This window comes from Saccharopolyspora terrae (assembly GCF_004348435.1).
Classification (GTDB): Bacteria; Actinomycetota; Actinomycetes; order Mycobacteriales; family Pseudonocardiaceae; genus Saccharopolyspora; species Saccharopolyspora endophytica.
On record NZ_SMKS01000052.1, the window covers coordinates 1 to 25,059 of the forward strand.

Sequence of the window (25,059 nt, forward strand, 5' to 3'; positions counted from 1 at the left end):
GTGTGGGATGGGGGTGGGGTTGTTGCGGGTCGGGTGATCTGACCGATGTGTGCGCACCCTGCTCGGCGTGGGAGTGGCGGTGTGTGCCTGGGGCTCACCGCGGGGGTGCGGTGTACGCGACCCGGTCTCACGCCGAGCTGGAAGAGATCGTGCGCATTCCGCTGATCGAGTACCTGGTCGTGGCGGTGTTCGTCCTGCTCACGTGGCTCGGCTTGCGCCTTCCGCCTGTTCTGCAGGTCGGAGCAGCAGCGCGAACCCGTCGGGCAGCGCTAGTCGGAGGTCCAGAGCTCGTCCAGCGAGAGCCGGCCGGTTGGGATCGCCGATCGACCCGCCGGGCTCGGTGCGGGATGTCCCAGCGCGATCCCGGTGCGGACCTGCCACGGGGCGGAGAAGCCTGCGAGGGCAGTGACCCGCTCGACGTTGTCCTCCGGGAAGAAGGTCACCGGGCACGAGCCGAGCCCGAGAACGTGCGCGGCCAGCATGATGTTCTGCGCCACTCGGCCACCGTCGAACGCGGCGTCGCTCCAGCTGAGGTCGAGGGCGAGCAGCAGCACCACGGGCGCCGCTCGCAGGTGCACCGCGTAAGCGCCGCGGCGACTCAGCTCCGCGCGCGTGTCCGGACTCCGCACGGTGTGGAACCGCCAGGGCTGGCGATTGCGCGCGGACCCCGTCCACCGCGCGGTCTCCACCACCGACCGCAGCACGTCGTCGCCGACCGCGTCATCGGTGAACCACCGGGTGGCCCGCAACGACGCCAGCGCTCCGAGTGAATCTGCCATGCGGCCGACACTATCGGCCTGCGTCGCGGCTGGTGAGGCGAGTCGTCAGCACCCGCGCCCGGGCCTTTCGCCCCTGCCTGCCGGGAAGACCCACCGGCACCCTTCCGTACTACAGCCGGACAGCAGCCTGAGGGGGATCCGAACATGACCGCCGAACAGCCGTACTACCCGCGACCCGTGCCACCCGCGATGACGTCCCCAGCACCCACCAACGGCATGTCGGTGGCCGCGCTGGTCCTGGGCATTCTCGGGATCGCGCCGCTGGCAGTGATCTTCGGCCACCTCGCCGCGCGCGACATCAGGAACAACCCGCCGCAGTCGGGGTACGGCATGGCGATCGCCGGGCTGGTGCTGGGGTACGTGGTCCTGGCGGTGTGGGCGATGGTCTTCGTCTTCTTCCTCGTCGTCATGATCGGAGCCTCGACCATCCCCACTGCCTAGGGCTCCTGGCGGAGGGGTGGCCGGCCGGTGCCGGGGCAGGGGAAGGAGCACCGGCCGACCTGGAACCGGTCTCGGCGCGGAGCCCGGCCGAGCGGTAACGGGCCGCCTCGGCTGTAGTCCAGTGGTCGCCGATGGCCGTCCCAGGGCTGTTGCAGATCACCGAATACGCTCGCGCCGCTTCAGTCGCAGCGGGCCTGCCGACGAACGAGCTCGAAACCAGAGTGATGGTGAGGGCGTCACGTCGGGAGGTGCTGACCCGCAGGTCTCCTCTTCGGTTCCACGCCTTGATCGGTGAATACGCTCTCCGCGACCAGATCGGCACTTCCGAGGTCATGGCCGATCAACTCGCGCATCTCCGAGACATGGCCAGTCGCGAGAACGTGACGATCCAGGTCGTTCCATCGCTCGTAGGCTGGCATCCAGGGCTGGTCGGGCCGTTCATCCTGTACGAGTTCCCCGACTCTCCGGCGACGGTGCACTTCGAGCACTACAGCTCTGGTGCCTTCGTCGTCGATGTCGTTGATGTGCAGGAGTATCGACAAGCGATCGACGCGATCGGCAAGCTGGCTCTGAGCCCTGAAGCTAGCGCGGAGCTCATAAGCAGGATCGCGGAGGAGAAGGAGAGCGAGAGATGAGTGAGATCCAGGGTTGGCGGAAGTCCTCGCGCAGCCACCCGAATGGAAACTGCGTGGAGGTTGGTCGCGTGGTCGGCTGGCGGAAATCCAGTTTCAGCCACCCCAACGGCGACTGTGTCGAGGTGGGGGACTTATCCGGCCACGCTGCGGTGCGTGATTCGAAGGCGCCGGACGCGGGGTACTTCACCGCGACGCCGTCGCAGTGGGGGGCGTTCCTCGACGCGGTGAAGGGTGGTCGGTTCTCGCTCTGAGGGCATCGCAGCCCCGCCGTGCGCGACACTACTCATCGTGCAAAGCCGACTACGGAACGCCACTTCGCCTGAAGCGGACCTTCCGGGCGGTGGGTGCTCGCCGGATTCGCCGTGAATCGTTGCGCGTGAAGACTCGACCTGGCGCGTCGTCCCGACTAGACAGACACCCAACACAAGGACGACGGAACAACGAGGTTCAGCCATGTCGGACTCCGTGCAGCACGCTGCGGGCGCTGGTCGCACCCGGGATGAGAAGCGGTTGCTCGCCAGCACGCTCGTCGGGACGACCATCGAGTGGTACGACTTCTTCATCTACGCGCAGGCGGCGAGCCTGGTGTTCGCGCCGCACTTCTTCAAGCCCCTGAGCGCCGACGCACCGGGGGTTGCCAGCCTGCTGTCGCTGGCGACCATCGGCATCAGCTTCCTGTTCCGGCCGCTCGGAGCGGTCGTCGCCGGGCGGTTCGGTGACCGGCTCGGGCGCAAGGCGATGCTGGTCATGACGCTGATCATGATGGGGTCGGCGACCGCGCTGATCGGGCTGCTGCCGACCTACGCGCAGATCGGGGTCGCGGCTCCGATCCTGCTGATCGTGCTGCGCATCGTGCAGGGCTTCTCCGCAGGTGGGGAGTGGGGTGGCGCGGCGCTGATGGCCGTCGAGCACGCGCCGCACGGCAAGCGCGGGTACTTCGGGTCCTACCCGCAGACCGGTGTGCCGCTCGGGTTGATCCTGGCCACCGGTGTGCTGTGGGTGATCAGCTCCTCGACCAGCGAGGAGCAGTTCAACTCCTGGGGCTGGCGGATTCCGTTCCTGCTGTCCGTGGTGCTCATCGTGTTCGGCTACCTGGTGCGCCGGCTCGTCGAGGAGAGCCCGGTCTTCCAGGAGTTGCTGGAGCGCAAGGCCTACTCCTCGGCGCCGCTCACGGAGCTGTTCCGCAGCAGCAGCCGAGGCGTCGTGCTGGCCGCGCTCATCTTCATCGCCAACAACGCCGCCGGGTACCTGGTCATCGCCTACTTCCTCAGCTACGGCAAGACCCTCGGGCTGTCCCGCCCTACGGTGCTGGCGGCGACGATCGTCGGCGCCGTCGGCTGGCTGGTGTTCACCGTCTACTCCGGCGCGCTGTCCGACCGGATCGGGCGCGTGCGCACCTTCCAGATCGGCTACGCGGCGGTGTTCGTGTGGATGCTGCCGATGTTCCTGATGATGGAAACCGGCAGCGGTGTGATGTTCGCGCTGGCCATCGTCGTGCTCTCGTTCGGCATCGGGCTGTCCTACGGGCCGATGTCGGCGATGTACGCCGAGATGTTCCCGGCCAAGGTGCGCTACTCCGGCGTGTCCATCGGGTACGCCTTCGGCGCCATCCTCGGCGGGGCCTTCGCGCCCACCATCGCCGAGGCGCTGACCCAGGCCACGGGCAGCGCCTACGCGGTCGGCGCGTACATCATGGTGCTCAGCATCATCTCGATCATCGCCGTCACCATGGTCCGCGAACCCCGCGGCGCCGACCTGAACGCGTAGCCCCGTCCTCGGCGGTGCGGGGGGATTCCAATTTCGCGCGAAATTCGAGCCTCACGAAGCGGAGTCGAATTTCGCGCGAAATTGGAATCCCCCGCACTCCGGGCGGTTCCTCGCCGTATTGTCGCCGTGCGGTGGTCCGCAGCCGGGCCGGCGGTGATCGGAACGGGGTGTGAACGTGGGTGGCGCTGTGGTTGAGGGTGAGGAGCGCGATACCGGCGATGCCGCGCTCGAAGTGCTGCGGACGGAGCTGGCGAGGGCGGATGCCGCGATCGCCAGGACCGACACCAAGGCGAGCGTGCTGCTCGCGGTCTTCGGACCGATCGTGACGGTGGGCGCGGCGGCGGTCCAGCGCATCCCGCTGCCCGCGGCCGGGCGGATCGCGTTGTGGGGCGCGCTGGTGCTGATGCTGCTGGCAGTCCTGCTCCTGCTCGCCGTGGTGCGACCGCAGCTGCGCGGCAGCGGATTTCACCGCAGCAGGCGGATGACCGACGAGGAGATGGCGGGCTTCGTCGAGCGCATCGTCGAAGACCCGCAGCGCTGGTACCGCCAGCAGCTGCTCACCATCTCCCGCCTCGGCGCGACGAAGTTCCGCAGAGTCCGACTGGCAACGGCCCTCATCGGCACAGGCATGCTCACGGCAGTCCTCGCCGTGGCGTCATCGCAGTGGTGACACCACAGCTCAACGAGAAAGGCCGTTGCCTCTTCAACGAGAAAGGCCGTTGCCTCTGTGGTTTCCCCCTCGTTGTGCGGCGATGATGAGCGCGCTGACGGCCAGTGGGGGAAGTGCCCACAGGGCAGCGGTGATGTAGCCGTATTGGTCGGGCAGCAGCGCGCCGTTCGGGGTGGTGGCGGCGAGCAGGAAACCGGCGAGCGCGCTCCCGATGCTCATCCCGATGCTGCGAGCGATCTGGTTGATCGAGAGCACGCTGGCCGTCTCTTCCTGCGGCACACCGACGAGGACGAGCTTGGGCATGACCGCGAACAGCCCACCGACGGCGAAGCCGAGCAAGGCGATCGCGGCGAGCACGGCCAGGAGCGATCGGTTGGCGACGGCGAACAGCAGTGCGCTGCCTGCGGCGATCACGACCGAGAACGCGTAGGTCCCACGCTCGGTGATGCGTGTGATGAGGCTGGGCACCGCTCTTCCCGCCGCGAACCCGAGCAGCGAGAACGGAATCAGCGCTGCACCCGCGGCGACGCCGGGAAGCGCGAATCCGTAGTGGGCGCCCACCGGAGTTTGCACGAAGCGGGTGAACAGGCTGAACAGCAGGTACAAGCCCGTTCCGGCCACGAGTATTGCGAGGTTCGCGCGCAGGACGGGACCTTGGCCGAGCAGCCGAAGGTTCACCAACGGCGCTGTGGCGCGCAGTTCGAGGAACACCCACGCGGCGAGAATCGCGACGGTGCCGGCGAGGACACCACCGGCCAGCCACAGGTTCGCCCACATGGAAGGTGTGGCGATGACCAGGAGAATCCCGAGGGTTCCGAGCGCGAGGAGCAGAGCGCCCGCGACGTCGATCCGAGGTCGCTCTCCGGGTGTTTCAGCCGGCAGTGCCCGCCAGGCGATGGCGAGCGCGGCGGCGGACAGGAGGAGGCCGAGCCCGTACGCGGCGCGCAGGCCTGCGAGTTGGTCCAGGAGGCTGATCGCCGGATAGCCGACCCCGATGCCGACGGTCGTGGCGACCGACAACGCGGCGATCGTCGACGCCGACCGCTCAAGTGGCAGGTGTGCGCGGGCCACGCTCATCAACAGCGCTCCGACCGCCACTCCGAGTCCCTGCAAGCCGCGTCCGATCAGCAACGCCGCGAAGGGCAGCGGGAGCACCGTCAGCAGTCCACCCGCCATGACCAAGGCGAGGGTGACCAGGATCGTCACACGGCGGTACGGGCCGCTGCCGAGCCGCCCGAGGACGGGACCCGCGATCGCACCGCTGAACAGCGTCACCGTCAGCGTCCACTGCGCAGCGTCGAGGGAGACGTTCATTCCAGTGGCGACCGGAGTGATGAGGGGTGCTCCGACGCTGCCGATCACCGCCCCCGCCAACGCCGTGCACACCAGTGCGGTGCTCAACCGTCCGTCGCGCCGGGCTGAGACGTCGGTACGGGTGCTCATCGGTTCGTCTCGGTCGTGATGTGCGAGAACAGGCCCGACTGGATGCGGGTGCGGACACCGTCCGCCCACGCCTCGTCGACCTGCTCGACGTCCATGGCAGCGCCCGCGTTCAACAGCATCCCGAACGCGAGGAACGTCTTCACGGTCACCGGGTCGAGGCCTGTGCCTTCCTCGGCGGTGTTCCACATCCGCGCGAAGCACTCCCGCACCGCGTCCCGCACCTCCGGGTCACCACACGCGGCGAAGCCCTGAAGCTGCAGCAGCAACCCCGTCCGGTCGGCCAGCAGGTCGAAGTACTGAGCGCCCATCGCCGAGAGCGCGTCAAGGCTCGTCCTCTCCTCGCCCGCCTCTCGCATCCCGTCGCTGACGCGCTCGAACGCCGCCCGAATCAGCTCCAGAAACAAGGCCTTCTTCGTCCCGAACATCCGGAAGACGTACGCCTGCGTGATCCCCGCCGATTTCGCGATCGCCTCGGTCGATGCGCCGTGTAGCCCTTGTTCCGCGAACTCCGGCGCCGCGATGGCGAGCACCTGGGCACGGCGTTGGGGGCCGCTCATCCGTTCAGCCATGGCGGTAAGTTACCAGTTACTAACTACTAACTAAAAGGCTGTCGGTCCACCTCAACGCCTCCTCGCTGTGGCGTCAGCGCAGTGGTGACGCCACAGCGAGGGTCGGTGGCTCAGCGGGGGAGGTTGTCGCCCTTGTGGTTGATCGCGTTGCGGGCGATCTCCAGCGGGGCCCAGCCCTTGTCGGTGGTGAACGGGCCGCCGTCGTTCCCGTGGTGCCAGTACCTGAGGCAGAAGTCGCCGTCGCGGACCAGCCGGATCGCCTGGTGGTCGATGTTGTCCGGGCTGGTGCAGTCGGGATCGCCGTTGTTGTTCAGGTCCTCGTCGAAACCGTACTTCTGGTGGGCCCAGTAACCCTTGTCGATGGCGCGGTCGTAGTCGACCGTCGTGTCCTCCTCGGAGCCGACCAGGCTCCAGTCGATCCCCTCGGCCCACGGGTCGTCGAACCCCCTGTCCTTCGCGCCGTCCGCGGACTCGTGCAGCTTGCTGATGAATCCCGAGCCGCCGTCCTGCGCCCGCGTCATCTGCCACCACTGGTGCGAGCAGTCGGCGGGGTCCGAGCACGGGTCCTTGGTGATCCCGCCGTGCGGTGTGCCGAGCGTGACGACGTCGTCGACCTCGACCTTGGGCGGGAAACCGTCCCAGCCCTCGCGCGTTCCGAGCACCGCGACGCGGGTGACCAGGCCGCCCATCGAGTGGGCCACGACGTCCACCGACTGCCCCTTGCTCGTGTAGCCGGAGTAGATGTGGTTGGCGAACTCCTTCGCGAGGTCCTGGATCGGTGTCTCGTTGTCGTTGTTGGCCCGGCCACCGACGTACTCGTCGCAGCCCTCATCGCCCTCGTAGTAGCCGATCGTGCGCACCGAGCGCCCGTCGAACTCGGCGCGGGCGTTGCCCCACAGGTCTTCGCAGTTCGCGTCAGCGCCCTCGTTGTAGCCGTGGACCAGCAGAACCGGCTTGGAATCCGCGGCTGCCGGCTCGGCTGAGGCGACAGCGGGTGCGCTCATGCCCAGGCCCGCGGCGAGGACCGCCGCGGACGCTCGGCGCCATCGTTGATCGCGCATCGAACATCCCCCGGAAAATCGACGTTCGATCAACGCTAGGGCGATCTCACCGGGCCCGCAACCGAATTGAGGAGCAGGGATCCTCGTTCTCAGCGATCACAACGGTTGCTCAGCACATCGGGACCTCGGTGTTGAGCTGAGGTGCCGGCCTCCTGCGGCGGGTGAAGACCCAGAGGCGCAGCGCTAGGAACCTGCTGGTGCCTCCGAACAGGGCCATCGCGACGACGGCTGCGGCCTCGGCCGTGCTGGACGGGGTGTCGACGGCGAGACCGAGCAGCCACAACGCGATCTGGTTCGACGCGCAGTAGTAGAGGAACACCACGAACGTCTGCAGGTGCATCCGCGTCGGGTGCTCGTCGCGATCGGCGAACACCCACCGGCGGTGCGCGATGCTGCTGGCGATCGTCGTGATCAGCACCGAGAGGACGTTGGAGAGCTCGGCGCTGAACGTCCCGCGCAGCAGCACGTAGAGCACGGCGTTGGCCAGGGTGGTCGCGGCACCGACCGCGGTGAACATCGCGGCCTGACCGACGACGTGCCCGCGGAGCCCTCCCAGGAGCTCCGCGGCACGCCTGCTGTGACTGCCCATGACCCGCCCTCCCGCACCGTTCCGATCACCAAGGTAGGTGCGGAGTGCGGGCGTTCCGGGTGAACGACCTGGGAACGTGCTGGGAACCTTCGGTCAGCGGTCCTCGTGCAGCCACTCGTCGTAGAAGGCGGGGAGGTCCGAGGCCTGGCCGCGGAACTGCGGGTCGCGCTTCTCGGTGAAGGCCGCGACGCCCTCCGCGCCGTCGCCGATGCTCGTGTAGAACATCGCCAGCGAATCGATCCGGTGCGCGTCGCGGGGGTGGTCGAGGGCGCTGTTGCGGCGCATCATCTGGCGGGTGAGCGCCGTGGCGACCGGCGACTTGCCCTTGGTCCAGGCGTCGGCGAGCTCCAGCGCGGCCTCCAGCAGGGATTCGGGCGCGTGGACGGCGTCGGCGAGCCCGGCCTCCGCGGTGGCCGCCGAGTCGAGGATGTCGGCGCGGTAGGCGAGGTCGAGCGCCTTCGGCATGCCGACGATGCGCGGCAGGAACCACGTCGAAGCGGCCTCGGGCACGATGCCCAGCCGACCGAAGACCAGGCCGAACCGCGCCTTGCTCGACATCAGGCGCGCGTCCATGGCCAGCGTCATCGTCGCGCCGATGCCCACGGCGGCGCCGTTGATGGCAGCGATGACCGGCTTGCGGCAGTCGTGGACGGCCAGCGTGACCCGGCCGCCGGTGTCGCGGACGCGGCGGAGCTCGGGGGAGGAGAGGTCCTGCATGTCGGCGAGCGTGGGCGACTGCGACTCGTCCAGGCCGAAGACGTTGCCCTCGCTGCTGAGGTCCATCCCCGCGCAGAACGCCCGCCCCGCGCCGGTCACGACGACCGCCCGGATGGAGTCATCGTCGTTGACACCGACGAACGTCTCCTCCAGCTCGTCGGCCATGGTGGGGGTGAAGGCGTTGAGCTGGTCGGGGCGGTTGAGCGTGACGACGAGTACGCCGTCGGTGACGTCGTGGCTGATGGTGCTCAGTTGCACACTCGTCTCCTCGTGGTCGGGTCGTGGACCCTGCGCAGGCGGGATGGTTCACCGATGTTGACACAGCCGTGCGCGGAGTCGACGTGGTCCTGATCACGCGAAGCGGTTCAGCTCTTCCGCGAGGTCTGAGCGGGTACCCGCTCCTCCTCGTCCTCCTCCTCGGTCTCGTCTTCGGTTTCGTCTTCGAAGTCGTCGTCCTCGTCCGTCTCTTCGCCCTGGTCCGCCTTCTCCTCCTCGTCGAGCGCTTCCTCGTGGGTCTTGATGACCTCCTCGTCCCGGATCTCGCCGCGCCAGCCCTCGACCTCGTCCTGGTCGAGGATCGTGCGGGTCATCATGTGCCGCTTGATGTGCTTGAAGTCCGACCGCACGCGTCGACCCTGCGCGCGCCAGAGGTTGGCGGTCTTCTCGAAGAACCCCTGCGGGTAGTACTCGAGGACGAGCAGGATGCGCGTCATCGTCGGGGCGAGCTCGTGGAAGGTCACGGCGCCGTCGACGTAGCCCTTGGCTCCGGTCGACTTCCACACGATCCGCTCGTCCGGGACCTGCTCGATGATGGTGGATTCCCAGTCGCGGTGGGAGAAGAAGATCTGCGCCCGCCAGTTGATCTTCTCGTCGGACTCCTGCTCGACCTTCTCGACCTTCCTGGTGAAGCTGGGGAAGTCCTCGAACGTGGTCCACTGGTTGTAGGCGACTCGGAGCGGGATGCCGACGTCGAACTCCTCGATGATGTTGACGACCTTCGCGTCGCTGCTGCCACCACCACCGCCACCGCCGCCGACGGCTTGCTTGACCTTGTCCTTCGCCCCGGCCACTCCGGCGCCGAGCGCGGACTTCAGCGGAGACTTGCCCTCGGCGAGGTCCTTGGCGCCGGTGAGCGCCGCGGTCAGGCCGGAACCGCCGTTGTCGGCGACGCCGGTCAGCCTGTCGGTGAGGCCGGTGATCTTGCCGGTGACCGAACCGACCGCCCGGGAGACCACCGCTTCGAGGAGGTCCTGCCCGGCGTCCTTGAGGCGATCGAGCGGGAGCTCGTCCGCGAGGCTCTTGTCGCGCTGATCGGTCTCAGCCATCGTTCCCACCTGACCTGCGGTTCGATCCGCTGGACGACCCCGCCGAGGTCTTCTTCCTCGGGGTGGCCGCACGCGGGGCGGAGGGCTTGCGCGGGGCGCGAGTGCGCTTGCTCGACTCGCTCACCTGGTCGTCCTCGGATTCCGATGACGCCGTTTCCTGCTCGTCCTCGGACTTCGATTCCTGGTCGTCCTCGGTCGAGGTGCGCTGCTCCGGAGTCTTCGGTTCCTCCGAGGAGGCCGATTCCTGCTCGTCTTCTCCGGATTCCGATGAATCCGATTCCGGGGAGCGGAGTTTCGCGGCTCGTTCGGAGAGGTTGTCGCTCATGGCCTCGATCTCGTTGCTCGCCGCGGCGATGGCCGCCGTCCTGGCCGCTTCGACGAGGCGGTCGCGGAGCGCGCCGCCGACTTCGCCGGAGGGGGCCACCGCTCCACCCGCCTTCGCCAGCAGCTCCTTGGGATCGCCCATGCGGCGTCCGAGAACGACCCCGCCGACCATGAGCGCCAGTTTCATCCGGCGGCTGCGACCGAGGGCGTAGCCGAGCGCCACAGCCGTCGCGATCTGAGGTCCCTGCTTCATCCCGACCTCCTGCTGGAGCGATGAGATCCTCGGGCTGCGAAGTGCAGTCCGAGTCAGACCTACCCCCGGACGAGCGCCTGCACACATCGGCACCGCTGATCGTCCAGGTGCGAGCAGCCACGACGTTGGCGCTGGTCAACCCCATGATCGCGTGATGCGGCCAAGTCAGGTGCTCCCCAACGAACCTAGGAGCGCGCTGCCGCGGTTCGTAGAGTCGAAGTCCTCTTCTCCGCCGAGACCGCCACGACCAAGGCTGGAAGAACGTGGACCGCGCCTGCCCACACCGAAGGAGTGAGGGGATTCGACGATGGCCGAGAGGGACGAGCAGCAGGACGAGGGCCAGTACGACGCCGAGCTGGTGGAAGCTGGCACCGAGGGAGAACGGGTGTCCGCGTCCGCTGGCGGGCGCAAGGACGAGTACCCGGACGTCTACCTCGACATCCCCGTGGTCAAGGTCGACGAGATCAGCCTGGAGGTGGAGAACCTCCGCGCGCGGGTGTCCCTGCAAGCCGAGGTCCTCGACCTGCTCAAGCTCAACGTCGGTGTCGACGCCGAGCTCGGCCGCGTTGCGCTGCAGATCAAGGGCGTGGAAGCCCAGGCCCACCTCAACGTCCGGCTGGACAACGTCGCCAACGTCCTCGACCGGGTCCTGACGACGATCGACCGCAACCCCCAGATCCTGGAGAACCTCACCAAGAGCCTCGGACGCGCCGTGGAGGACGTCGGCGAGGGTGCCGGGTCCGCGGTGAAGGACGTGGGCGCAGGTGCAGGCGAAGCTGTCGAGGACGTGGGTGAAGGTGCGCGTTCGGCGGTCAAGGACGTCGGCTCCGGTGCCGGTAGTGCCGTGGAGAGCGTGGGTGAGGGCGCCGGGTCCGCGGTCGAGGATGTCGGCGCTGGTGCTGGAGGTGCGGTGGAGAACGTGGGCGAGGGCGCTGGGTCGGCGGTGAAGGATGTCGGCTCCGGTGCCGGTAGTGCGGTGGAGAGCGTGGGTGAGGGCGCGGGCTCGGCGGCCGAGGAGGTCGGGTCGGGCGCCGGAAGCGCGGTCGAGAGCGTCGGCGAGGGTGCTGGTGAGGCCGCTGAGCAGGTGGGTAGTGGTGCTGGTGAGGCCGCTGAGCAGGTGGGTAGTGGTGCTGGTGAGGCCGCTGAGCAGGTGGGTAGTGGTGCTGGTGAGGCCGCTGAGCAGGTGGGTAGCGGTGCCGGTGAGGCCGTCGAGGACGTCGGGAGCACTGCCGAAGAAGCCGGCAAGGGAGCGCGCGACGTCGTCGGCGACGGAAGTTCCGACGACGAGGGCGAATCCGAGAGGAAACCGCCTCGAAAGCGCCGCACCACAGGCGAAACCGAGCGCAGGACCCGCCGCACCAGCCGGGACACCACATCGCGTCCGTCCAGGAGGGAACGACGCCGATGACCACCGAGGACGAACCGGACGTGACCTTCACGAGCACCGTGCGAGCCGACGAGATCACCTTCAGCGAGGTGCCCGAAACCAGCGTCGACTTCCCCGGGGACATCGATGACCGCTCCACCTCCGGAAGCGACCGCACCAACCTCCCGAACCCGGTCCGACCGCACGTGACCTACCACGACATCCAGGTCGACTACCGCATCGAGGCATACCTCGACCAAGCGGACCGCACTGATTCCTGACCGCTGACCCGCACCGCCGAGTGCGGTTGCGGGGTTGTGGGGTGTTGCGTTGGTAGGGTCGCTGGCCGGTTGGGTGGTCTTGCGGTTCTGGTGGGAGGCGGTTCGGTGGACGCGTCGGTGATCGGGATCGGGGAGGTCGGGTCGTTCGGGTGGCGGGTGTTCCACGAGCGGCATCCGGTGATGATCGAGCGGCTTCTCTCGGCGCATCCGTTCGGGCCGGACGTGCGGGAGGCGTTGTCCGCGTTGTTGCGGCAGTCGACCGGGGGTGTGGTCGAGCCGTTGGAGGACGACGCGCCGGACCACGGGGTGTGGGCCGGGTGGATCGCCGATCAGGTCGGCCGGCCGTGGGCGGAGACCTCGTTCCTGTGGGCTGAGAGCTACTTCTTCCGGAAGCTGCTGGCGGCGACCGGGTTCTTCGCTCCGGGGCCTTGGCGGGGTGTGGACCCGTTCGCGCCGATGAAGCGGGCCGAGCTGCACAACGCGGCCACCGACGAGACGCTCAAGGCCCTCGACGAGCTCCCGCACCTCAGCGCCGCCGACCGGGACGCCGCCGTGGTCCAGGCCGCGGTGTGGGGCAACCAGGCAGACCTGGCGTTCCAGCTGTCCACCGACGCGAGCGGTGCCACGTCAGGCCTGGTCGCAGGCTCGCCCGAGGAGTTCTGGTCGTTGTTCGGCGAGCCCGGCGCGGTCCACCTCGTCGCCGACAACTCGGCGGGTGAGCTCGCCGCCGACCTGGTGCTCGTCGACCGGCTGCTCACCACCGGGCGCGCCGACCACGTCGTCCTGCACGTCAAACCGAACCCCTACTACGTCTCCGACGCCACGCCGTCCGACGTCCTCGAAGTGCTGAACCACCTCACCGGAACGTCCGGCGAGGCAGGCGACATCGGCCGTCGTGTCCAGGAGTCACTGCGAGCAGGGGAGATCGCGGTCCGATCGCATCCGTTCTTCTGCGCACCGGGGGATTTCAGCGAGATGCCGGACGACCTGCGCGCGGACTTCGCGTCGGCTGCGGTCACGATCTTCAAGGGCGACCTCAACTACCGCCGCCTCGTCGGAGACCGCCACTGGCCCGCCACGCGGCCGTTCGATGAAGCGGTGTCGTACTTCCCGGGACCGCTGGCCGCGCTCCGAGTCCTGAAGTCCGAAGTCGTCGTGGGCCTGAGCGCCGGCACGGTCTCATCCCTCGACGAAGGGGAAGAGCCCTGGCGGACCAAGGGCTCCCACGCCCTCATCCAGACCTCCGGCCAACGCTCATCGCCACGATGAGCCGTCGAATTCTGACAACCTGGATGGGTGCTTGAATTGCGCAGAATTGATTCGGACGCAGTTCGTCGATGACTGATCCGCTCCATGGGGGCGGATGCGGGAACCGGCTGCGGTCTGCGAGAAATTCCCCGAACCGCGAGTTCGGATGACGGCGTGCGACCGGGTCGATGACCATTCGCACATGGTGGGTGACCTGGGATGACGAGCCTTTCGCGTCTTCGGTCGACGCTGTTTCCGGAGAAGGTGGTTCGCTGAGATATCCGGGAATCCTCAACCGGGGTCGGGAAATCGAGGTAGCGTCGATCACGCGGCCGATGGGGGAATGTCGGTCGATTTCTCGTGTGGCGCGATACGAAGAGGAGATTTCCGATGTCCGACTTCGAGACCCGCTCGCATCTGAACAGGCGGTCCCTGCTGCTCGGGACCGCAGGTGCACTGGGGATGGCGACCTTCCTGCCGGCGACCGGCTGGGGCAAGGGGATGTCGTCGCAGCAGGAACATCCGCCGAACTGGCCTCCGATGGAGCCCTACGGAACCGCCGACACCCGCGTGGACCTGGAGCCCAGGGACGACAACTCCCGGATCCTCGACCTCGAACTCCGCCCTCGGGACGAGGAGCTGGGCCGGGTCTGGATGCGCGACACCTACGTCAACTGCTTCATCGTCGACGACCAGCCGGTCTACGTCGCCACCGGCACCACCCGGGTCCCCGGCCTGCCTGCCGCGTCGCCGTGGAACGACGGCATCTTCGCGTGGACCGCCCCTTCCCTGGACGGCCCGTGGAAGTTGGTGGACACCACCGGCATCCGGCCCGACGCGGAGAAGGGGAAGGTGTGGTCGCCGGAGTTCGTCAGCGAGAACTCACCCGGGCGGACCGTGGTCGCGCCGTGGCAGCGCTACGCGGGCGAGGGCGATGACAAGCGCGGCGACGTGTGGGCGCCGGAGGTGCACCACTTCCGGGGCGCTTGGTACATCGTCGCGTGCATGGGGGACCACTCGCGCAAGGTCGGATCGTTCATGCTCGTCAGCGAGGGCGGCGTCGAGGGCCCGTACCGGGTGGTGGAGGGCAACCTCGAAAAGCCCTTCGGCGAGCTCAGTCCCCGTGCGCCCGAGGGCGTCGACCCGAACGTCTACTACCACATCGACGGTGGCCTCTACGCCGAGGACGGCAAGGCCTGGCTGGTGCTGCACAACGACCTCTACGCCGAGTTCCAGGACGACATGGAGGACATCGTCCAGAAGACGAACCTCCCGAAGTTCCAGCAGACGCGCTACGAACCCGAGCCCTACCTCGAAGGCGCGCACGTGATCAAGCACGGAGGGAAGTACTTCCTCGTGCACGCGGCCTGGAACAAGACCACGGGAAGCGGCGACACCCTGCGGCACGCCTACACGCCCGACGGGGAACGGGACCAGTACGACGCGATCATCGCGGTCACCGACAACTTCGAAGGTCCGTACTCGAAGCGCTGGACCGGCGGCATCGGTGCGGGCCACAACAATCTCTTCGTCGACGCCGACGGGCAGCTCTGGGCCACGTTTTTCCGGAACCCGGTCGCGGGCCACTGGAGCGAGCCCGAGAACAAGCCGCACGCTGCGGTGGCGGGGGTGGTCCGCATGGAGTGGACCGGCCCCGAAGGCAACCGCGTCTACGTCCAGCGCCGGGCCGGGTAGCAGCGGTTGATGAGCGCAGCGAACCCGCTGTTTTCGGCTTCAGGTGTGGGACTCAACTTGCACCGCCGCGGGTTCTTCAGCGGCTTCGTGGCGAGTACGCCGCGACGCCGTGTATTGGACATGCATGAGTCGTGGCGCACGGAGTCCACGAAGCTGCTCAGGTTCCGCCACCCGCACCGCTGAGCAAAGCAACCACGAAACTAGGGCACGGAGACCTGGCCCGCTTGGTCCACGTGCAGGGTCCAGACCTTCTTGTCCTTCGGCACGCGGTTGTTGGTGTCGCTGCCGAAGTCGATCTGGCCCGTCACCAGCCCGTACTTCGACGGCAGGTCTTCGTCGGTCTGGTGCTGGTTGGCGTTGATCTGACGCCACACGGTGCCTGCGGTGATCGGGATCGGCCCGCCCCGGTCGAGCTGGTTGGCGGCCCTGAGCAGGACGCTCGCGGCGTCGTGGGCGAGCGCGGCGTGCCCGTCCAGGGACAGGTTCCCCTCCCTGGGCGGGCATTCGTCGGGAGGCATCGCCGGATCGTCCCCGGCGATGATGATGTTGAGCGTGCAGTAGAAGTCCAGCGCCGGGCCGACCACGGTGCCCCCGGAGTCGTTCGGGTCCGGCGTGCTCGGGGCCACCGCGAACGACTGGTAGTAGTACGGGATGCCGATCTTGGCGAAGCGCGCCGCCCGGTTGGCGACGTGGCTGGCCACGTCATCGCTGCCCAGGATCATGGGCGGGACGTCGGTCGGGCAGCCGCTGCCCACGCCGTCCAGGAACTCCCGGAACTCGGTGCCCCGCCCGGCGTAGTACACCAGCTCGTCCTGCGACGCCTTGCAGGCTTCCCGGCCCGCGGTGTGCGGGTCCTCGTTGAGCCACTGGACCGTCGCCCCGGGGTGGACCCGGCGGAACTCGTTCTCGACGTCGGTCCCGAGGTTGCGGCTGTAGGGGTCGACGCCGTCGCTGTAGATCTTGACCCCGGCGGTGCGGCCCCGCTCGCCCGCGAACTCGACGGCTCGCCGGGCTTGGGTGACGTTCTGCGGCGAGACCTGGAAGTACAGCGGTGAGCGGTCGGGGATGTTGTCGTAGGACAGCGTCGACGCGACCGTCGGAAGCCCTGCGGCACCGAGCCTTTCGATGACCTGGAAGGTCTCCTCGCGGCTGTAGTTGAGGCCGATCACGCCGATGGTGCTGGGATCCCGCTTGGCGAGCTCGGAGATCTGCCGGTCGACGACCTCCACGCCGTGACCCATGTCCTTGCCGCCGTTGGCGATGAGCACCCGGGCCAGCGGCGTGTTGGGCTCGAAGTTCTGGTCGTACTGGGCCACCGCGATGCCGGCGAGCGTCTCGTGCTGGGCCGAGAGGTTGAAAGCCCCCGCTCCCGGGGACAGATCGCCCAGGTAGATCAGCGTGAGCACCGGTCGGCCCGTTTCCGCGGCCTTGTCCAGCGCCAACTGGTTCTGCCGCGCGATCGTGTCACCGATGGCGCGCAGGCCGGTCAGGATCGGATCGGCCTCCTGCGCGGCCTGCTGGGTCTGGCCGGGCGGCGCGTCGTCGATGAACTCCGCGAGGAAGGTGCCGTCGGTGACGCCGACGCACTCACCCGCCTTGTTCTCCATGCTGGTCAGCCCGGGTGCGGCGCCGAGCCAGTACCAGGGCGGTTGGAAGAGGATGCCGCAGTGGCCGACGCTGAACGAGGAGTACGCGTAGATCCCGGCGCTGGCCAGCCCCAGCAGCAGAGCGACCGGCAGGGTGCGCCGCGACCACCACGGTGAGGGAGGCAGCGTGTACTTGTCGGCCGCGGCCAGGTGGCGCCGGATCTCGCTCTTGCGCGAATCCCCGGTCGCCGCCGGCGGAATCTCGACCGGCAGGTACCAGGTCATGTCGGTGCGCGCCCGGCGCGCCTCGTCGAGCTTGTGCCGCCACGCGCGGTACCCCTGCTCGTCGGCCTCGTGCGCTTGGGACACCACGTCCTGGACGTTGTCCACCGTCGGCTCGACGGCGTGCGGCGGGACCAGCGAGCTCGTGGTGATCAGCAGCAGCGGATCGACCAGGCCGGTCTCGTTGCGGATGTCGTTGACCAGCTTGAGCAGCGCGTAGCCGCCGTTGGAGCGGGTGACGTTGTCCAGCAGCACCGTCGTGTAGGTCGTGCGCCACTTGCCGCGCAGCCGCCAGGGGAAGCGGCGGTAGGAACGGCGCAGGTCCTCCAGCAGCGTGTTGATCAGGAACTTCGCGACCTGCTCGGGAACCTCCTTGTTCCACTCGTTCTCGGTGAGCCGTTCGGCGAATCCGAGGAAGTTCCCGGGTACTTCGGGTGCCAGGTAGCTCTGCCGCCGGAACCACCGGTAGCCGCCGATCAGTGGCAACCGCCAGTGCATCTTGAGCTGGAACCACAGCCACGGCACCAGCGCGAGCACCTTGAGCACCGACCAGACCGTCCGGTCCGGGGCGTCGGCGGTGTTGGTGTTGATCAGCTCCGCGATCCGCTGCGCGGGGTCGCGCCGCCACAGGCGCTTGCGCAGCTCGGCTTCTCGCCTCGGGATCTCGGTTCCGGACAGGTCCTGCCGCATCAACCACAGCGCCAGGCTGAACCGGGGGAAGCGCATCCGCCCGGCTTGGGCGTTGAGCGGGCCGTTGAGCTGCTCGGCGATGTCTGCGAGCAGTCCCCGGACGGTGTCGACCTCGGGCGGTGGCAGCGGGGTCTGCGCGGTGTGGTCGGCGTCCCTGGGATCGGCCGCGGCGGGCTCCAGGCGGATGTAGGCGTGCGGAACCCGGTGCGGTTCGGCGCTCTTGAGCCGCTCGCCGATCGCCGGCAGCAGGTCCTCCAGCTCACGCGGCCTGACCAGGCACAGCATCGGCAGACCGCCGCCGCTGTCGCTGCTGCTGGTCCGCTCGTGCCGCCGCCCGTAGAGCGCGCGGATGAGTTCCAGGACCTGCACGACCCCGTGGAACAGCGGTAACGACGGCGGACCGTCGTCCTTCACCGAAGCGAGAGTTCTGCTCATAAAGCCCAATCCCCACATTGCGCGCTAAGGCAGACGAAGAAGCGACGAGCGTAGCGGCGGTGGGGTGAGCGTGACAATGCGCCGATCCGGTCACGGCGGGGTGCTCCCCGGGCGCGGTGCCCGGGGAGCGCGCGGGTCAGTCCGTGCGGAAGTCCGCTGCCGTGGTCGCGTCGGTCAGGTGCGGCCAGCGCGGTTCTTCGCCCTTCGGCACGTCGCCGAGGATGGTGACCCGGCGGCCGACGCGGCGCTCGGTGTAGTCGTTGACCGCGTAGTGCTGCGTCGCCCTGTTGTCCCACATGGCGATCGCGCCGGGCTTCCAGCTGAACCGGCAGACGTTCTCCGGGCGTTCCGACGAGCTGAACAGGTGGCCCAGCAGCGCATCGCTCTCGGCGCGGCGCAGCTGCGGGATGCGCAGGGTGAACATGCGGTTGACGTACAGGGAGCGCCTGCCGGTGACCGGGTGCGCGCGGACCACCGGGTGCTCGGCCTCGAAGACGGTGCCGTGGGGGTGGGTGAAGGCGTGCACTGCCGTGAGCCCCTCGAGGAAGTCCCGCAGCGGTGCCGAGAGGTTCTCGTAGGCGAGGTGCTGGTTGCTCCACATCGTGTCGCCGCCGCGCGGCGGGCACTGCACGATCTGCAGGATGGAGGCGATCGGAGGGCTCGCCTGGAAGGTCACGTCGGTGTGCCAGACGTCGGCCTTCGCGCCCTGATCGGAGTCGAGGACGACGATCTCGTCGTGCCCGTCCAGCTTGGGCAGGAACGGGTGCACCTCCAGCTCGCCGAGGAACCGGCCGAACGCCTTGTGCGCCTCGGGGGAGAGCTGTTCGGCCTCGGGGAAGAACAGCACCAGGTTCTCCACCAGCAGCGCGTGCAGCTGCGCGAAGGAGTCCTCGGTCAGCGACTCCAGGTCGAGTCCGCGCACCTCGACGCCCAACGCGCCGGAGGCGGGACGCACATCGATGCTCGTCATGGGACGGTCACCTCAACTTTCCTTGGTGCTCAAGGGTTTTCGGGCATGCTCGCGCCAACGCGTGCCGGTTTCCCCGGCGTGTGGACGTGTTCTCGCCGCTGTCGTTGACGCGGTGTTCGGCGGTCGGTAAGGATGAAAAGCACGGAGGCGGACGGGTCTTCAATCCGGAAGAAAGCAGAGATCCATGGATTCCGAGGAATCGCGCGAAACGAGTCTCGAACTCGCCAAGCTCATCGACCTGGCAACACCTTTCGCCATCCGCGTCGCGGTGACGCTGCGGCTGCCGGAGCTGATCGCCGGCGGCACGACCGAGATCGGCCCGCTCGCGACCGAATCCGGCGCGCACCGCGAATCCCTCGAACGGCTGCTGCGCCACCTCGTGAGCATCGGCCTGTTCGCCGAGACCGGTGAGGGCTCCTACGGGCTGACGCCGCTGTCGCGCCAGCTGCTGGCCGAGGACGGCACGTGGCTCAAGGACTGGCTGGTCCTGGAAGGCCCGGGCGCCCGGATGGACATGGCTTTCAGCGGGATGCTGCACTCCGTCCGCACCGGCAACTCCGCCTACGGAACGGTCCACGGCACCCCGTTCTGGGACGACTACCAGCGCAACGACGACCTGCGGCGCTTCTTCGGCGACGTCATGGTCGCCTACGCCTGGCAGACCGGGCCGGTGCTGGCCGCGGAGTTCGACTGGGCCCCGGTGAAGAGCGTCATCGACGTCGGTGGCGGTCAGGGCGCGCTGCTGTCCGAGATCGTCCGCGCCAACCCGCACCTGGACGGCGAGGTCCTCGACCTGCCCGCGGTCGCCGCGGAGGCCGACGTGTTCCTGGCCGAGGCCGGGGTGGCGGAGCGGGCCAGGTTCGTCCCGGGCAGCTTCTTCGACGCGCTGCCGGAAGGCCGGGACGTCTACCTCCTCTCCCGCGTGCTGACGGACTGGAACGACGAGAACGCGGCCGCGATCCTGCTGCGCTGCGCCGAGGCCGCCGGTGACGGTCGCGTCGTCATCGTGGAGGTCCTCGCGGGCGACGCCCACGCCAAGCAGAACACCTCGTTCGACCTGCAGTCGCTGGTGCTGCTGGGCGGGCAGGAGCGCACGGTCGCCGACTTCGAGGTGCTGGCCGGTGAGGCGGGCCTGAAGGTGATCGAGACCCGGACCTGGCCGGGTGGCCTCGTCGTCGTGGAGTGCGGCAGGCCGTGAGGCGTGCGCGGCGCCGGTCCTCATGCCCATCGAGGCCGGCGCCGCGACCGCGGGTCGGGCAGCAGTCCGAGCTGGCAGAGCCGGTCGAACGGCGACAGCGGGTGCAGGCCCAGACCGGACAGGTTGTGCATGACGGTGAAGCTGAGCCGCTGGTTGGCGCCGGTGTTGCGCAGCGCCCGCCGTCCGATCGTGCGGCCCACCCACGACAGGTCGGTGAGCATCCGCGCCGCGTTGTGGCTGATGGTGCCGATCTGGTTGATCTCGGGCAGGCGTCGGGACTCGTACTCGCGCAACGCGGTGTCCACATCGGACTCCGCGGCGAGGCACGCGCTCAGGGCGTGCGCGTCGTAGATGGCGCTGTTCATGCCCTGCGCGGCCATCGGGTGCACCGAGTGCGCCGATTCGCCGACCAGCGCGATGCCCGGCGCCGACAGCCCGGAGGCCTCGAAGTGCGACACCGGGAGCGTCTGCCGGTCCGCCGCGCACGCCCGGAGCTGGTCCCCGAAGGCCGCCAGGTCGGGCAGTTCGGCGATCAGCTCGTCGGTCCAGCGCAGCACCGCGTCGTGGTCCACGCCCCGGAACTCGTCCGGCTCGATCTGGACGTAGAGCCGGACCCGGTCGCCCGGCAGCGGGTAGCGCATCCGCAGCCCGCGCGAGGTGGTGTGGGCGACGACCTCGCGGGCGGCGTCGGGAACGTCGGGGATCTCCAGCGCGACGAGCCGGTGCGGGTAGTCCTGCCGGTCGGCCTCGATGCCCGCGGCCCGACGCAACCGCGAGGACACCCCGTCGGCCGCCACCACCAGCGGAGCCCGGACCTCGCCCGAGCCCTTCAGCGCGACGCCGGCGATGCGCCCGTCGTCGCGGACCACGTCCTGCACCGGGGTTCCGCGGCGGAGGTCGACGGTGTCGGGCAGGTGATCGGCCAGCGCCGTCAGGATCGACTCGTGGTCGGCCGAAAGCAGCCAGTTCGAGCCCTCCGGCAACTGCGTGTAGTCCAGCGCCATCCGGCCCTTGACCTCCACGGCGACCAGCGACGAAAGGCGAACCGCGCCGCGCATTTCCAGGACCTCGCTGATGCCCCAGTCATCGAGGATTCGCAGGGCGCCGGGCTGCAGGACCTCGCCCTTGGGGATCCGGGGCACCGTCGTGCGCTTCTCGGCGACCACGACCCGCAGGCCCAGCGATCCGAGCGCGTGCGCGGCGGCCAGGCCGCCCACACCCGCCCCGCACACCACGACGTCCGCGCGTTCTGCGGCAGGGGAGCTCATGTCGGCAGGGCCTCCTTCTCGGCGATCTCGTGGCGCGAGCGCATCGCCGCCTGCGTCCAGACGCTGAACACCAGCACCGGCAGCAGCAGCGCGACCACGGGGACAACGGGAACGGTGAGGGCGAGGATCGCCGCGGCGAGCACCAGGCGTTCGGCCACCAGCACCTCGTGGGCCCGCAGCGCGCGGGCCTGGCTCAGCGTCGGCGCGAGCCACAGCAGCGGCAGCACCGCGATCAGCCCGGCGCAACCCGCCACCGCCAGCAGCACCGGGTACCCGGTCCGGTGCGGGAGCGTGAGACCCAGCGCGGCGATGCCGATCGCCGAGGCGTAGAGCAACACCGACAGCCGGGCGGCGTAGCGCTGGCCCCGCTGGACCGGCACCGACCGGTACCCGGCCGCGCGGTCACCGTCGACGTCGCGCATCGTGCCGACCAGGTTCGACGCCGTGTCGTGCAGCAGGAAGACCAGCGACAGCCCGAGCGCGGTCCATCCGGGCAGGGGAGCGGCCACCATCGCGCCGATGAGGAACGCCGTGGCCGTGATCAGCCCGCGCACCAGGTTCCCCGACAGCCCCTTGGCCTTGCAGAACCAGCTGTAGGCGATCACGCCCGACAGCGCGACCACGACCAGCGGCAGCGCCCTGAAGTTCGCCCAGGTCAGCAGTGCGGTCGCGGCGACGGCGAGACCGATCCCGCAGGCGAGAGCGGTACCCGGTGCCAATCGGCCCGACGGGATCGGCCGCTGCGGCTTGGCGACCCGGTCCAGCTCGCGGTCGAAGTAGTCGCCGAGGTAGTGCGCGGCGAGCCAGCCGAACGCCGTGCCGAACCCGGCGATGACGAACTCCGCGCGCCCGGCCTCACCGGTCACGCCCGCGCCCGCCACGCCCACCAGCACCGGGTAGCACAGGGTGTACGGGCGGAAGGTCTGCACGTGCGCCCAGAGGGTCCGGCGCGTGCGCGCCCAGCGGTCGTGCATGGCCTACCGGCTCCGGTCGATGGCCAGGTCGGCGATCGCGCGCATCTGCTCGACCGCCGCCGCGCCCGGCAGACCGTCCAGGCTGCCCCGAGCCGCCGCGATCTCCTCGGCCGCGCGCTGCCTGCTCCGCTCCAACGCCCCGGTGGCGATCAGCAGCTCGCGCATCAGCGCGTGGGACTCGGCGGGCAACCGGCCCGACAGCGCCTCGGCGAAGCGCTGCCTGGCGTGGTCGTCGGCGACCTCGTGGCCGACCAGCACCGGATGGGTGGGGCGCAGGTTGGCGACATCGCTGGTGGCCGGCTTCCCGGTCGAATCACCCAGGTAGGGAAGGAGATCGTCGAAGATCTGGAACCCCACGCCCAGGTGCTCGGCGTAGCGCGTGACGGCGTCGGCGTGCTCCCCGGTGGCTCCGGCCAGCACCGCCCCGGCCCGGCAGGCGCCCCGGAACAGCGCGCCCGTCTTCAGCGCCGCCATCTCCTGGTAGTCGCTCACCGGACAGCTCAGGTCACCGGCCATCTCGGCCTCCCGGACCTGACCTCGGCACACGTCGGAACCCGCACCGGCCAGCACCCGGGCGGCTTCGAGCACCGCCGCGGGCGGCACGGCCGTGCACTCCGAGAGGGAGGTGACCATGTTCAGGATCAGGAAGTCGCCGGTGACCAGCGCGTCGGCCATGCCGTACTCGGCGTGCACGGTGGGACGGCCGCGGCGCAGCCGGTCGTCGTCGATGATGTCGTCGTGCACCAGCGTGGCCACGTGCAGGTACTCCACGGCCAGCGCGGCCGGGAGCAGCTGGGCGCTGTCACCGCCGGTGGCCTCGGCGGAGTTGAGCAGCAGCACGGGCCGCAGCATCTTGCCGGGCGCCAGCAGGGCGTGCCCGGCCATCTGCTCGGTGCGATCGGCGACCGCCGACCACCGCTTGCGCATCTCGCGGCTGAGCAGCTCCACCCATTCCGGCGAGCCGATTCCGGTGTCGTCGGTCATCTCACGCGCTACCCGTCCGAGGGGCACCGGCCCTGTCACCGGCGAGGAAGCGCCGGGTCAGGTCCAGCACCAGGTCGTTGGCCTCGGCGGTGCCGACGGTCACCCGGACCCCGGCGCCGTCGGCGAGAGTGCGCACCTGCACGCCGAACTCGTCGCAGAACCGCACGAACTCGTCGTTGGCCTCGCCGAAGCGCAGCCAGTGGAAGTTGCCGTGGCTGCGCGGAACGTCCAGGCCCAGCTCGGTGAACCCGGTGTGCACCCGGTCGCGCTCGGCGGCGACCTCCGCGCACTGCTCGCGCATGACGTCCTCGGCCCGCAGCGCGGCCAGCGCGGCGTCCTGCGCCACGGTGCTGACCCGGAAGAAGTACGAGCCCGGCGTGAGCGCGCTGACCACCGCCTCGTTGGCGACGAGGTAGCCGACCCGCAGTCCCAGCAGCCCGTGGGACTTGGAGAACGTGCGCACCACCGACACCCGGGGGTCCTCGGCGGCCAGATCGATGCCGCGGGCGATCGCGGACCGGTCGGCGAAGTCCGCGTAGGCCTCGTCGATGAGAATCCGCACGCTCGAGGGGATCCGGTCGAGGAACGCGCGCAACTCGTCGTCCCCGAACACCGTGCCCGTCGGGTTGTTCGGGTTGCACAGCAGCATGATCTTGGTGCGGTCGGTGACGGCGTCGGCCATCGCGGCCAGGTCGTGGGCGTCATCGCGCAGCGGCACCGCGACCGGCGTCGCGCCCGCGCAGCGCACGAGCAGCGGGTACATCTCGAACGAGGGCCAGGCGTAGACGATCTCGCCGCCACCGACGAACGTCGTGAGGAACTGCTGGAGCAGCGCCCCCGAACCCGGGCCGACGAACACCTCGGTGGAGTCCAGCCCGACGTGCTCGGCGATGGTGCGCGTCAGCCCTGCCGACATCGCGTCGAGCGTCAGGTTGACCCGGTCGGAGCTGTGCACGATGGCCTCGCGCACGCCGGGCAGCGGTGCCGCGAAGTTCTCGTTGAGGGACAACTGGTGCCGAATGGTGGGCAACGGCTGATCTCCGTTCATGACGTGCGCACGCATTGTTCCGGCAAGCGCGCGGGCTCGACGCGGAACGTGGAAGACCGGAATCAGGCGGAATGGACCGGCGGGTCCCAGTGCGTCTTTCTCTCGCCGATGGCCTGACGGGGACGATCTTCATTCCTCGCCCTCGCGCTTGTCAACGAATCGTCGCTGAGAAAGGGCTTATTTGGAACCAATTCTCGGGAATATCGGTAAATCCGCAGCTCACGTCCGCAGTGTCAGAGACGGTTCACCGTGGACGAGACGAGAATTTACCGACTATCCGGGAAATTGCCGGTACTTCGGGGAAATCCATCGCCACCGGTCTGCGGATATGGTCGAAACGCGATCTGCTCGCGTAGAGTCCGGCCAGCCGAAACGGGCCAGCGGGCAACGAATCTCATCAGTCGATCCGCAGCCGCGAATTCGGCGACATCCTTGAGGAGGAGGCCGTGCCCGGTTCGCGC

At 69.0% G+C, this 25,059-nt stretch carries 23 protein-coding genes and 1 pseudogene; 10 read left to right on the top strand and 14 right to left on the bottom strand.

Going from position 1 to position 25,059, the window contains the following annotated elements:
• Nucleotides 1–269: 269 nt before the first annotated feature.
• Nucleotides 270–779 carry a nitroreductase family protein gene (locus E1181_RS23425; protein WP_132677883.1) on the bottom strand — a complete coding sequence of 170 codons (510 nt, stop codon included), beginning with the start codon at nt 777–779 and terminating at the stop codon, nt 270–272.
• Nucleotides 780–923: 144 nt separating this feature from the next.
• Between E1181_RS23425 and E1181_RS23430 the strand changes: the two genes are divergently transcribed.
• The 5 genes and pseudogenes from E1181_RS23430 to E1181_RS23450 all read left to right on the top strand — a co-directional run bounded on the left by E1181_RS23430 (nt 924) and on the right by E1181_RS23450 (nt 4,292).
• A complete protein-coding gene (locus E1181_RS23430; protein WP_132677885.1) occupies nt 924–1,220 on the top strand; it encodes a DUF4190 domain-containing protein in 297 nt (98 codons plus the stop codon).
• 113 nt (nt 1,221–1,333) lie between these two features.
• Nucleotides 1,334–1,855: pseudogene (locus tag E1181_RS23435) on the top strand (DUF5753 domain-containing protein); the annotation flags it as partial.
• On the top strand, nt 1,852–2,106 hold the full coding sequence (locus E1181_RS23440) for a DUF397 domain-containing protein (protein ID WP_132677888.1): 255 nt from the start codon (nt 1,852–1,854) through the stop codon (nt 2,104–2,106). The pseudogene E1181_RS23435 and the gene E1181_RS23440, both read left to right, overlap by 4 nt.
• 202 nt (nt 2,107–2,308) lie before the next feature.
• Nucleotides 2,309–3,622, top strand: a complete 1,314-nt coding sequence (locus E1181_RS23445) for an MFS transporter (protein ID WP_132677890.1) — start codon at nt 2,309–2,311, stop codon at nt 3,620–3,622.
• A gap of 187 nt (nt 3,623–3,809) precedes the next feature.
• Nucleotides 3,810–4,292, top strand: coding sequence for a Pycsar system effector family protein (locus E1181_RS23450; protein WP_235876981.1), 483 nt, complete (start codon nt 3,810–3,812; stop codon nt 4,290–4,292).
• A 33-nt stretch (nt 4,293–4,325) separates the two neighbouring features.
• On the opposite strand, the gene E1181_RS23455 is transcribed toward E1181_RS23450, so the two are convergent.
• The 7 genes from E1181_RS23455 to E1181_RS23485 form a co-directional block, all read right to left on the bottom strand.
• Nucleotides 4,326–5,735: an MFS transporter gene (locus E1181_RS23455; protein WP_132677894.1), complete on the bottom strand. Its 1,410-nt coding sequence runs from the start codon at nt 5,733–5,735 to the stop codon at nt 4,326–4,328.
• Nucleotides 5,732–6,304, bottom strand: coding sequence for a TetR/AcrR family transcriptional regulator (locus tag E1181_RS23460; RefSeq protein ID WP_235876982.1), 573 nt, complete (start codon nt 6,302–6,304; stop codon nt 5,732–5,734). The genes E1181_RS23455 and E1181_RS23460 overlap by 4 nt, the downstream gene beginning before the upstream one ends.
• A 110-nt stretch (nt 6,305–6,414) precedes the next feature.
• Nucleotides 6,415–7,365, bottom strand: coding sequence for an esterase/lipase family protein (locus E1181_RS23465; protein WP_132677896.1), 951 nt, complete (start codon nt 7,363–7,365; stop codon nt 6,415–6,417).
• 109 nt (nt 7,366–7,474) lie between these two features.
• Entirely contained in the window at nt 7,475–7,954 is a 480-nt protein-coding gene (locus E1181_RS23470; protein ID WP_132677898.1) for a GtrA family protein, read from the bottom strand.
• Between the two features lie 93 nt (nt 7,955–8,047).
• Nucleotides 8,048–8,929, bottom strand: coding sequence for a crotonase/enoyl-CoA hydratase family protein (locus tag E1181_RS23475; protein WP_132677899.1), 882 nt, complete (start codon nt 8,927–8,929; stop codon nt 8,048–8,050).
• Nucleotides 8,930–9,036: 107 nt separating this feature from the next.
• Entirely contained in the window at nt 9,037–9,996 is a 960-nt protein-coding gene (locus E1181_RS23480) for an SRPBCC family protein (protein ID WP_132677900.1), read from the bottom strand.
• Nucleotides 9,989–10,573, bottom strand: coding sequence for a hypothetical protein (locus E1181_RS23485; RefSeq protein WP_132677902.1), 585 nt, complete (start codon nt 10,571–10,573; stop codon nt 9,989–9,991). The genes E1181_RS23480 and E1181_RS23485 overlap by 8 nt, the downstream gene beginning before the upstream one ends.
• A 307-nt stretch (nt 10,574–10,880) precedes the next feature.
• On the opposite strand from E1181_RS23485, the gene E1181_RS23490 reads away from it, so the two are divergent.
• The 4 genes from E1181_RS23490 (at nt 10,881) to E1181_RS23505 (ending at nt 15,163) form a co-directional block, all read left to right on the top strand.
• Nucleotides 10,881–11,981, top strand: coding sequence for a hypothetical protein (locus tag E1181_RS23490; RefSeq protein WP_207922272.1), 1,101 nt, complete (start codon nt 10,881–10,883; stop codon nt 11,979–11,981).
• Nucleotides 11,978–12,220, top strand: a complete 243-nt coding sequence (locus tag E1181_RS23495; RefSeq protein ID WP_132677904.1) for a hypothetical protein — start codon at nt 11,978–11,980, stop codon at nt 12,218–12,220. The genes E1181_RS23490 and E1181_RS23495 overlap by 4 nt, the downstream gene beginning before the upstream one ends.
• A 105-nt stretch (nt 12,221–12,325) precedes the next feature.
• Nucleotides 12,326–13,489 (top strand): damage-control phosphatase ARMT1 family protein, encoded by a 1,164-nt coding sequence (locus E1181_RS23500; protein WP_207922273.1) that lies wholly within the window; start codon nt 12,326–12,328, stop codon nt 13,487–13,489.
• Nucleotides 13,490–13,858: 369 nt separating this feature from the next.
• Entirely contained in the window at nt 13,859–15,163 is a 1,305-nt protein-coding gene (locus tag E1181_RS23505; RefSeq protein WP_132677905.1) for a family 43 glycosylhydrolase, read from the top strand.
• 200 nt (nt 15,164–15,363) lie between these two features.
• Here the strand turns inward: E1181_RS23505 and E1181_RS23510 are convergent, their stop codons facing one another.
• Nucleotides 15,364–18,156 carry a type 1 periplasmic-binding domain-containing protein gene (locus E1181_RS23510; RefSeq protein ID WP_132677907.1) on the bottom strand — a complete coding sequence of 931 codons (2,793 nt, stop codon included), beginning with the start codon at nt 18,154–18,156 and terminating at the stop codon, nt 15,364–15,366.
• A gap of 136 nt (nt 18,157–18,292) precedes the next feature.
• Entirely contained in the window at nt 18,293–19,126 is an 834-nt protein-coding gene (locus E1181_RS23515; RefSeq protein ID WP_132677909.1) for a TauD/TfdA dioxygenase family protein, read from the bottom strand.
• A gap of 184 nt (nt 19,127–19,310) precedes the next feature.
• On the opposite strand from E1181_RS23515, the gene E1181_RS23520 reads away from it, so the two are divergent.
• The gene (locus tag E1181_RS23520; RefSeq protein ID WP_132677911.1) at nt 19,311–20,324 is read left to right on the top strand and encodes a methyltransferase; all 1,014 of its coding nucleotides are present in this window, start codon (nt 19,311–19,313) and stop codon (nt 20,322–20,324) included.
• A gap of 20 nt (nt 20,325–20,344) precedes the next feature.
• Here E1181_RS23520 and E1181_RS23525 read toward each other — a convergent pair whose 3' ends face one another.
• Genes E1181_RS23525 through E1181_RS23540 form a run of 4 tightly spaced genes read right to left on the bottom strand, consistent with a single transcriptional unit; the run spans nt 20,345 to nt 24,580 of the window.
• Nucleotides 20,345–21,592 (bottom strand): FAD-dependent oxidoreductase, encoded by a 1,248-nt coding sequence (locus E1181_RS23525; protein ID WP_132677913.1) that lies wholly within the window; start codon nt 21,590–21,592, stop codon nt 20,345–20,347.
• Entirely contained in the window at nt 21,589–22,566 is a 978-nt protein-coding gene (locus tag E1181_RS23530) for a UbiA family prenyltransferase (RefSeq protein ID WP_235876983.1), read from the bottom strand. The genes E1181_RS23525 and E1181_RS23530 overlap by 4 nt, the downstream gene beginning before the upstream one ends.
• 3 nt (nt 22,567–22,569) lie before the next feature.
• A complete protein-coding gene (locus E1181_RS23535) occupies nt 22,570–23,550 on the bottom strand; it encodes a polyprenyl synthetase family protein (RefSeq protein ID WP_132677915.1) in 981 nt (326 codons plus the stop codon).
• Between the two features lies 1 nt (nt 23,551).
• Nucleotides 23,552–24,580, bottom strand: a complete 1,029-nt coding sequence (locus E1181_RS23540) for an aminotransferase class I/II-fold pyridoxal phosphate-dependent enzyme (protein ID WP_235876984.1) — start codon at nt 24,578–24,580, stop codon at nt 23,552–23,554.
• Nucleotides 24,581–25,059: the final 479 nt, after the last annotated feature.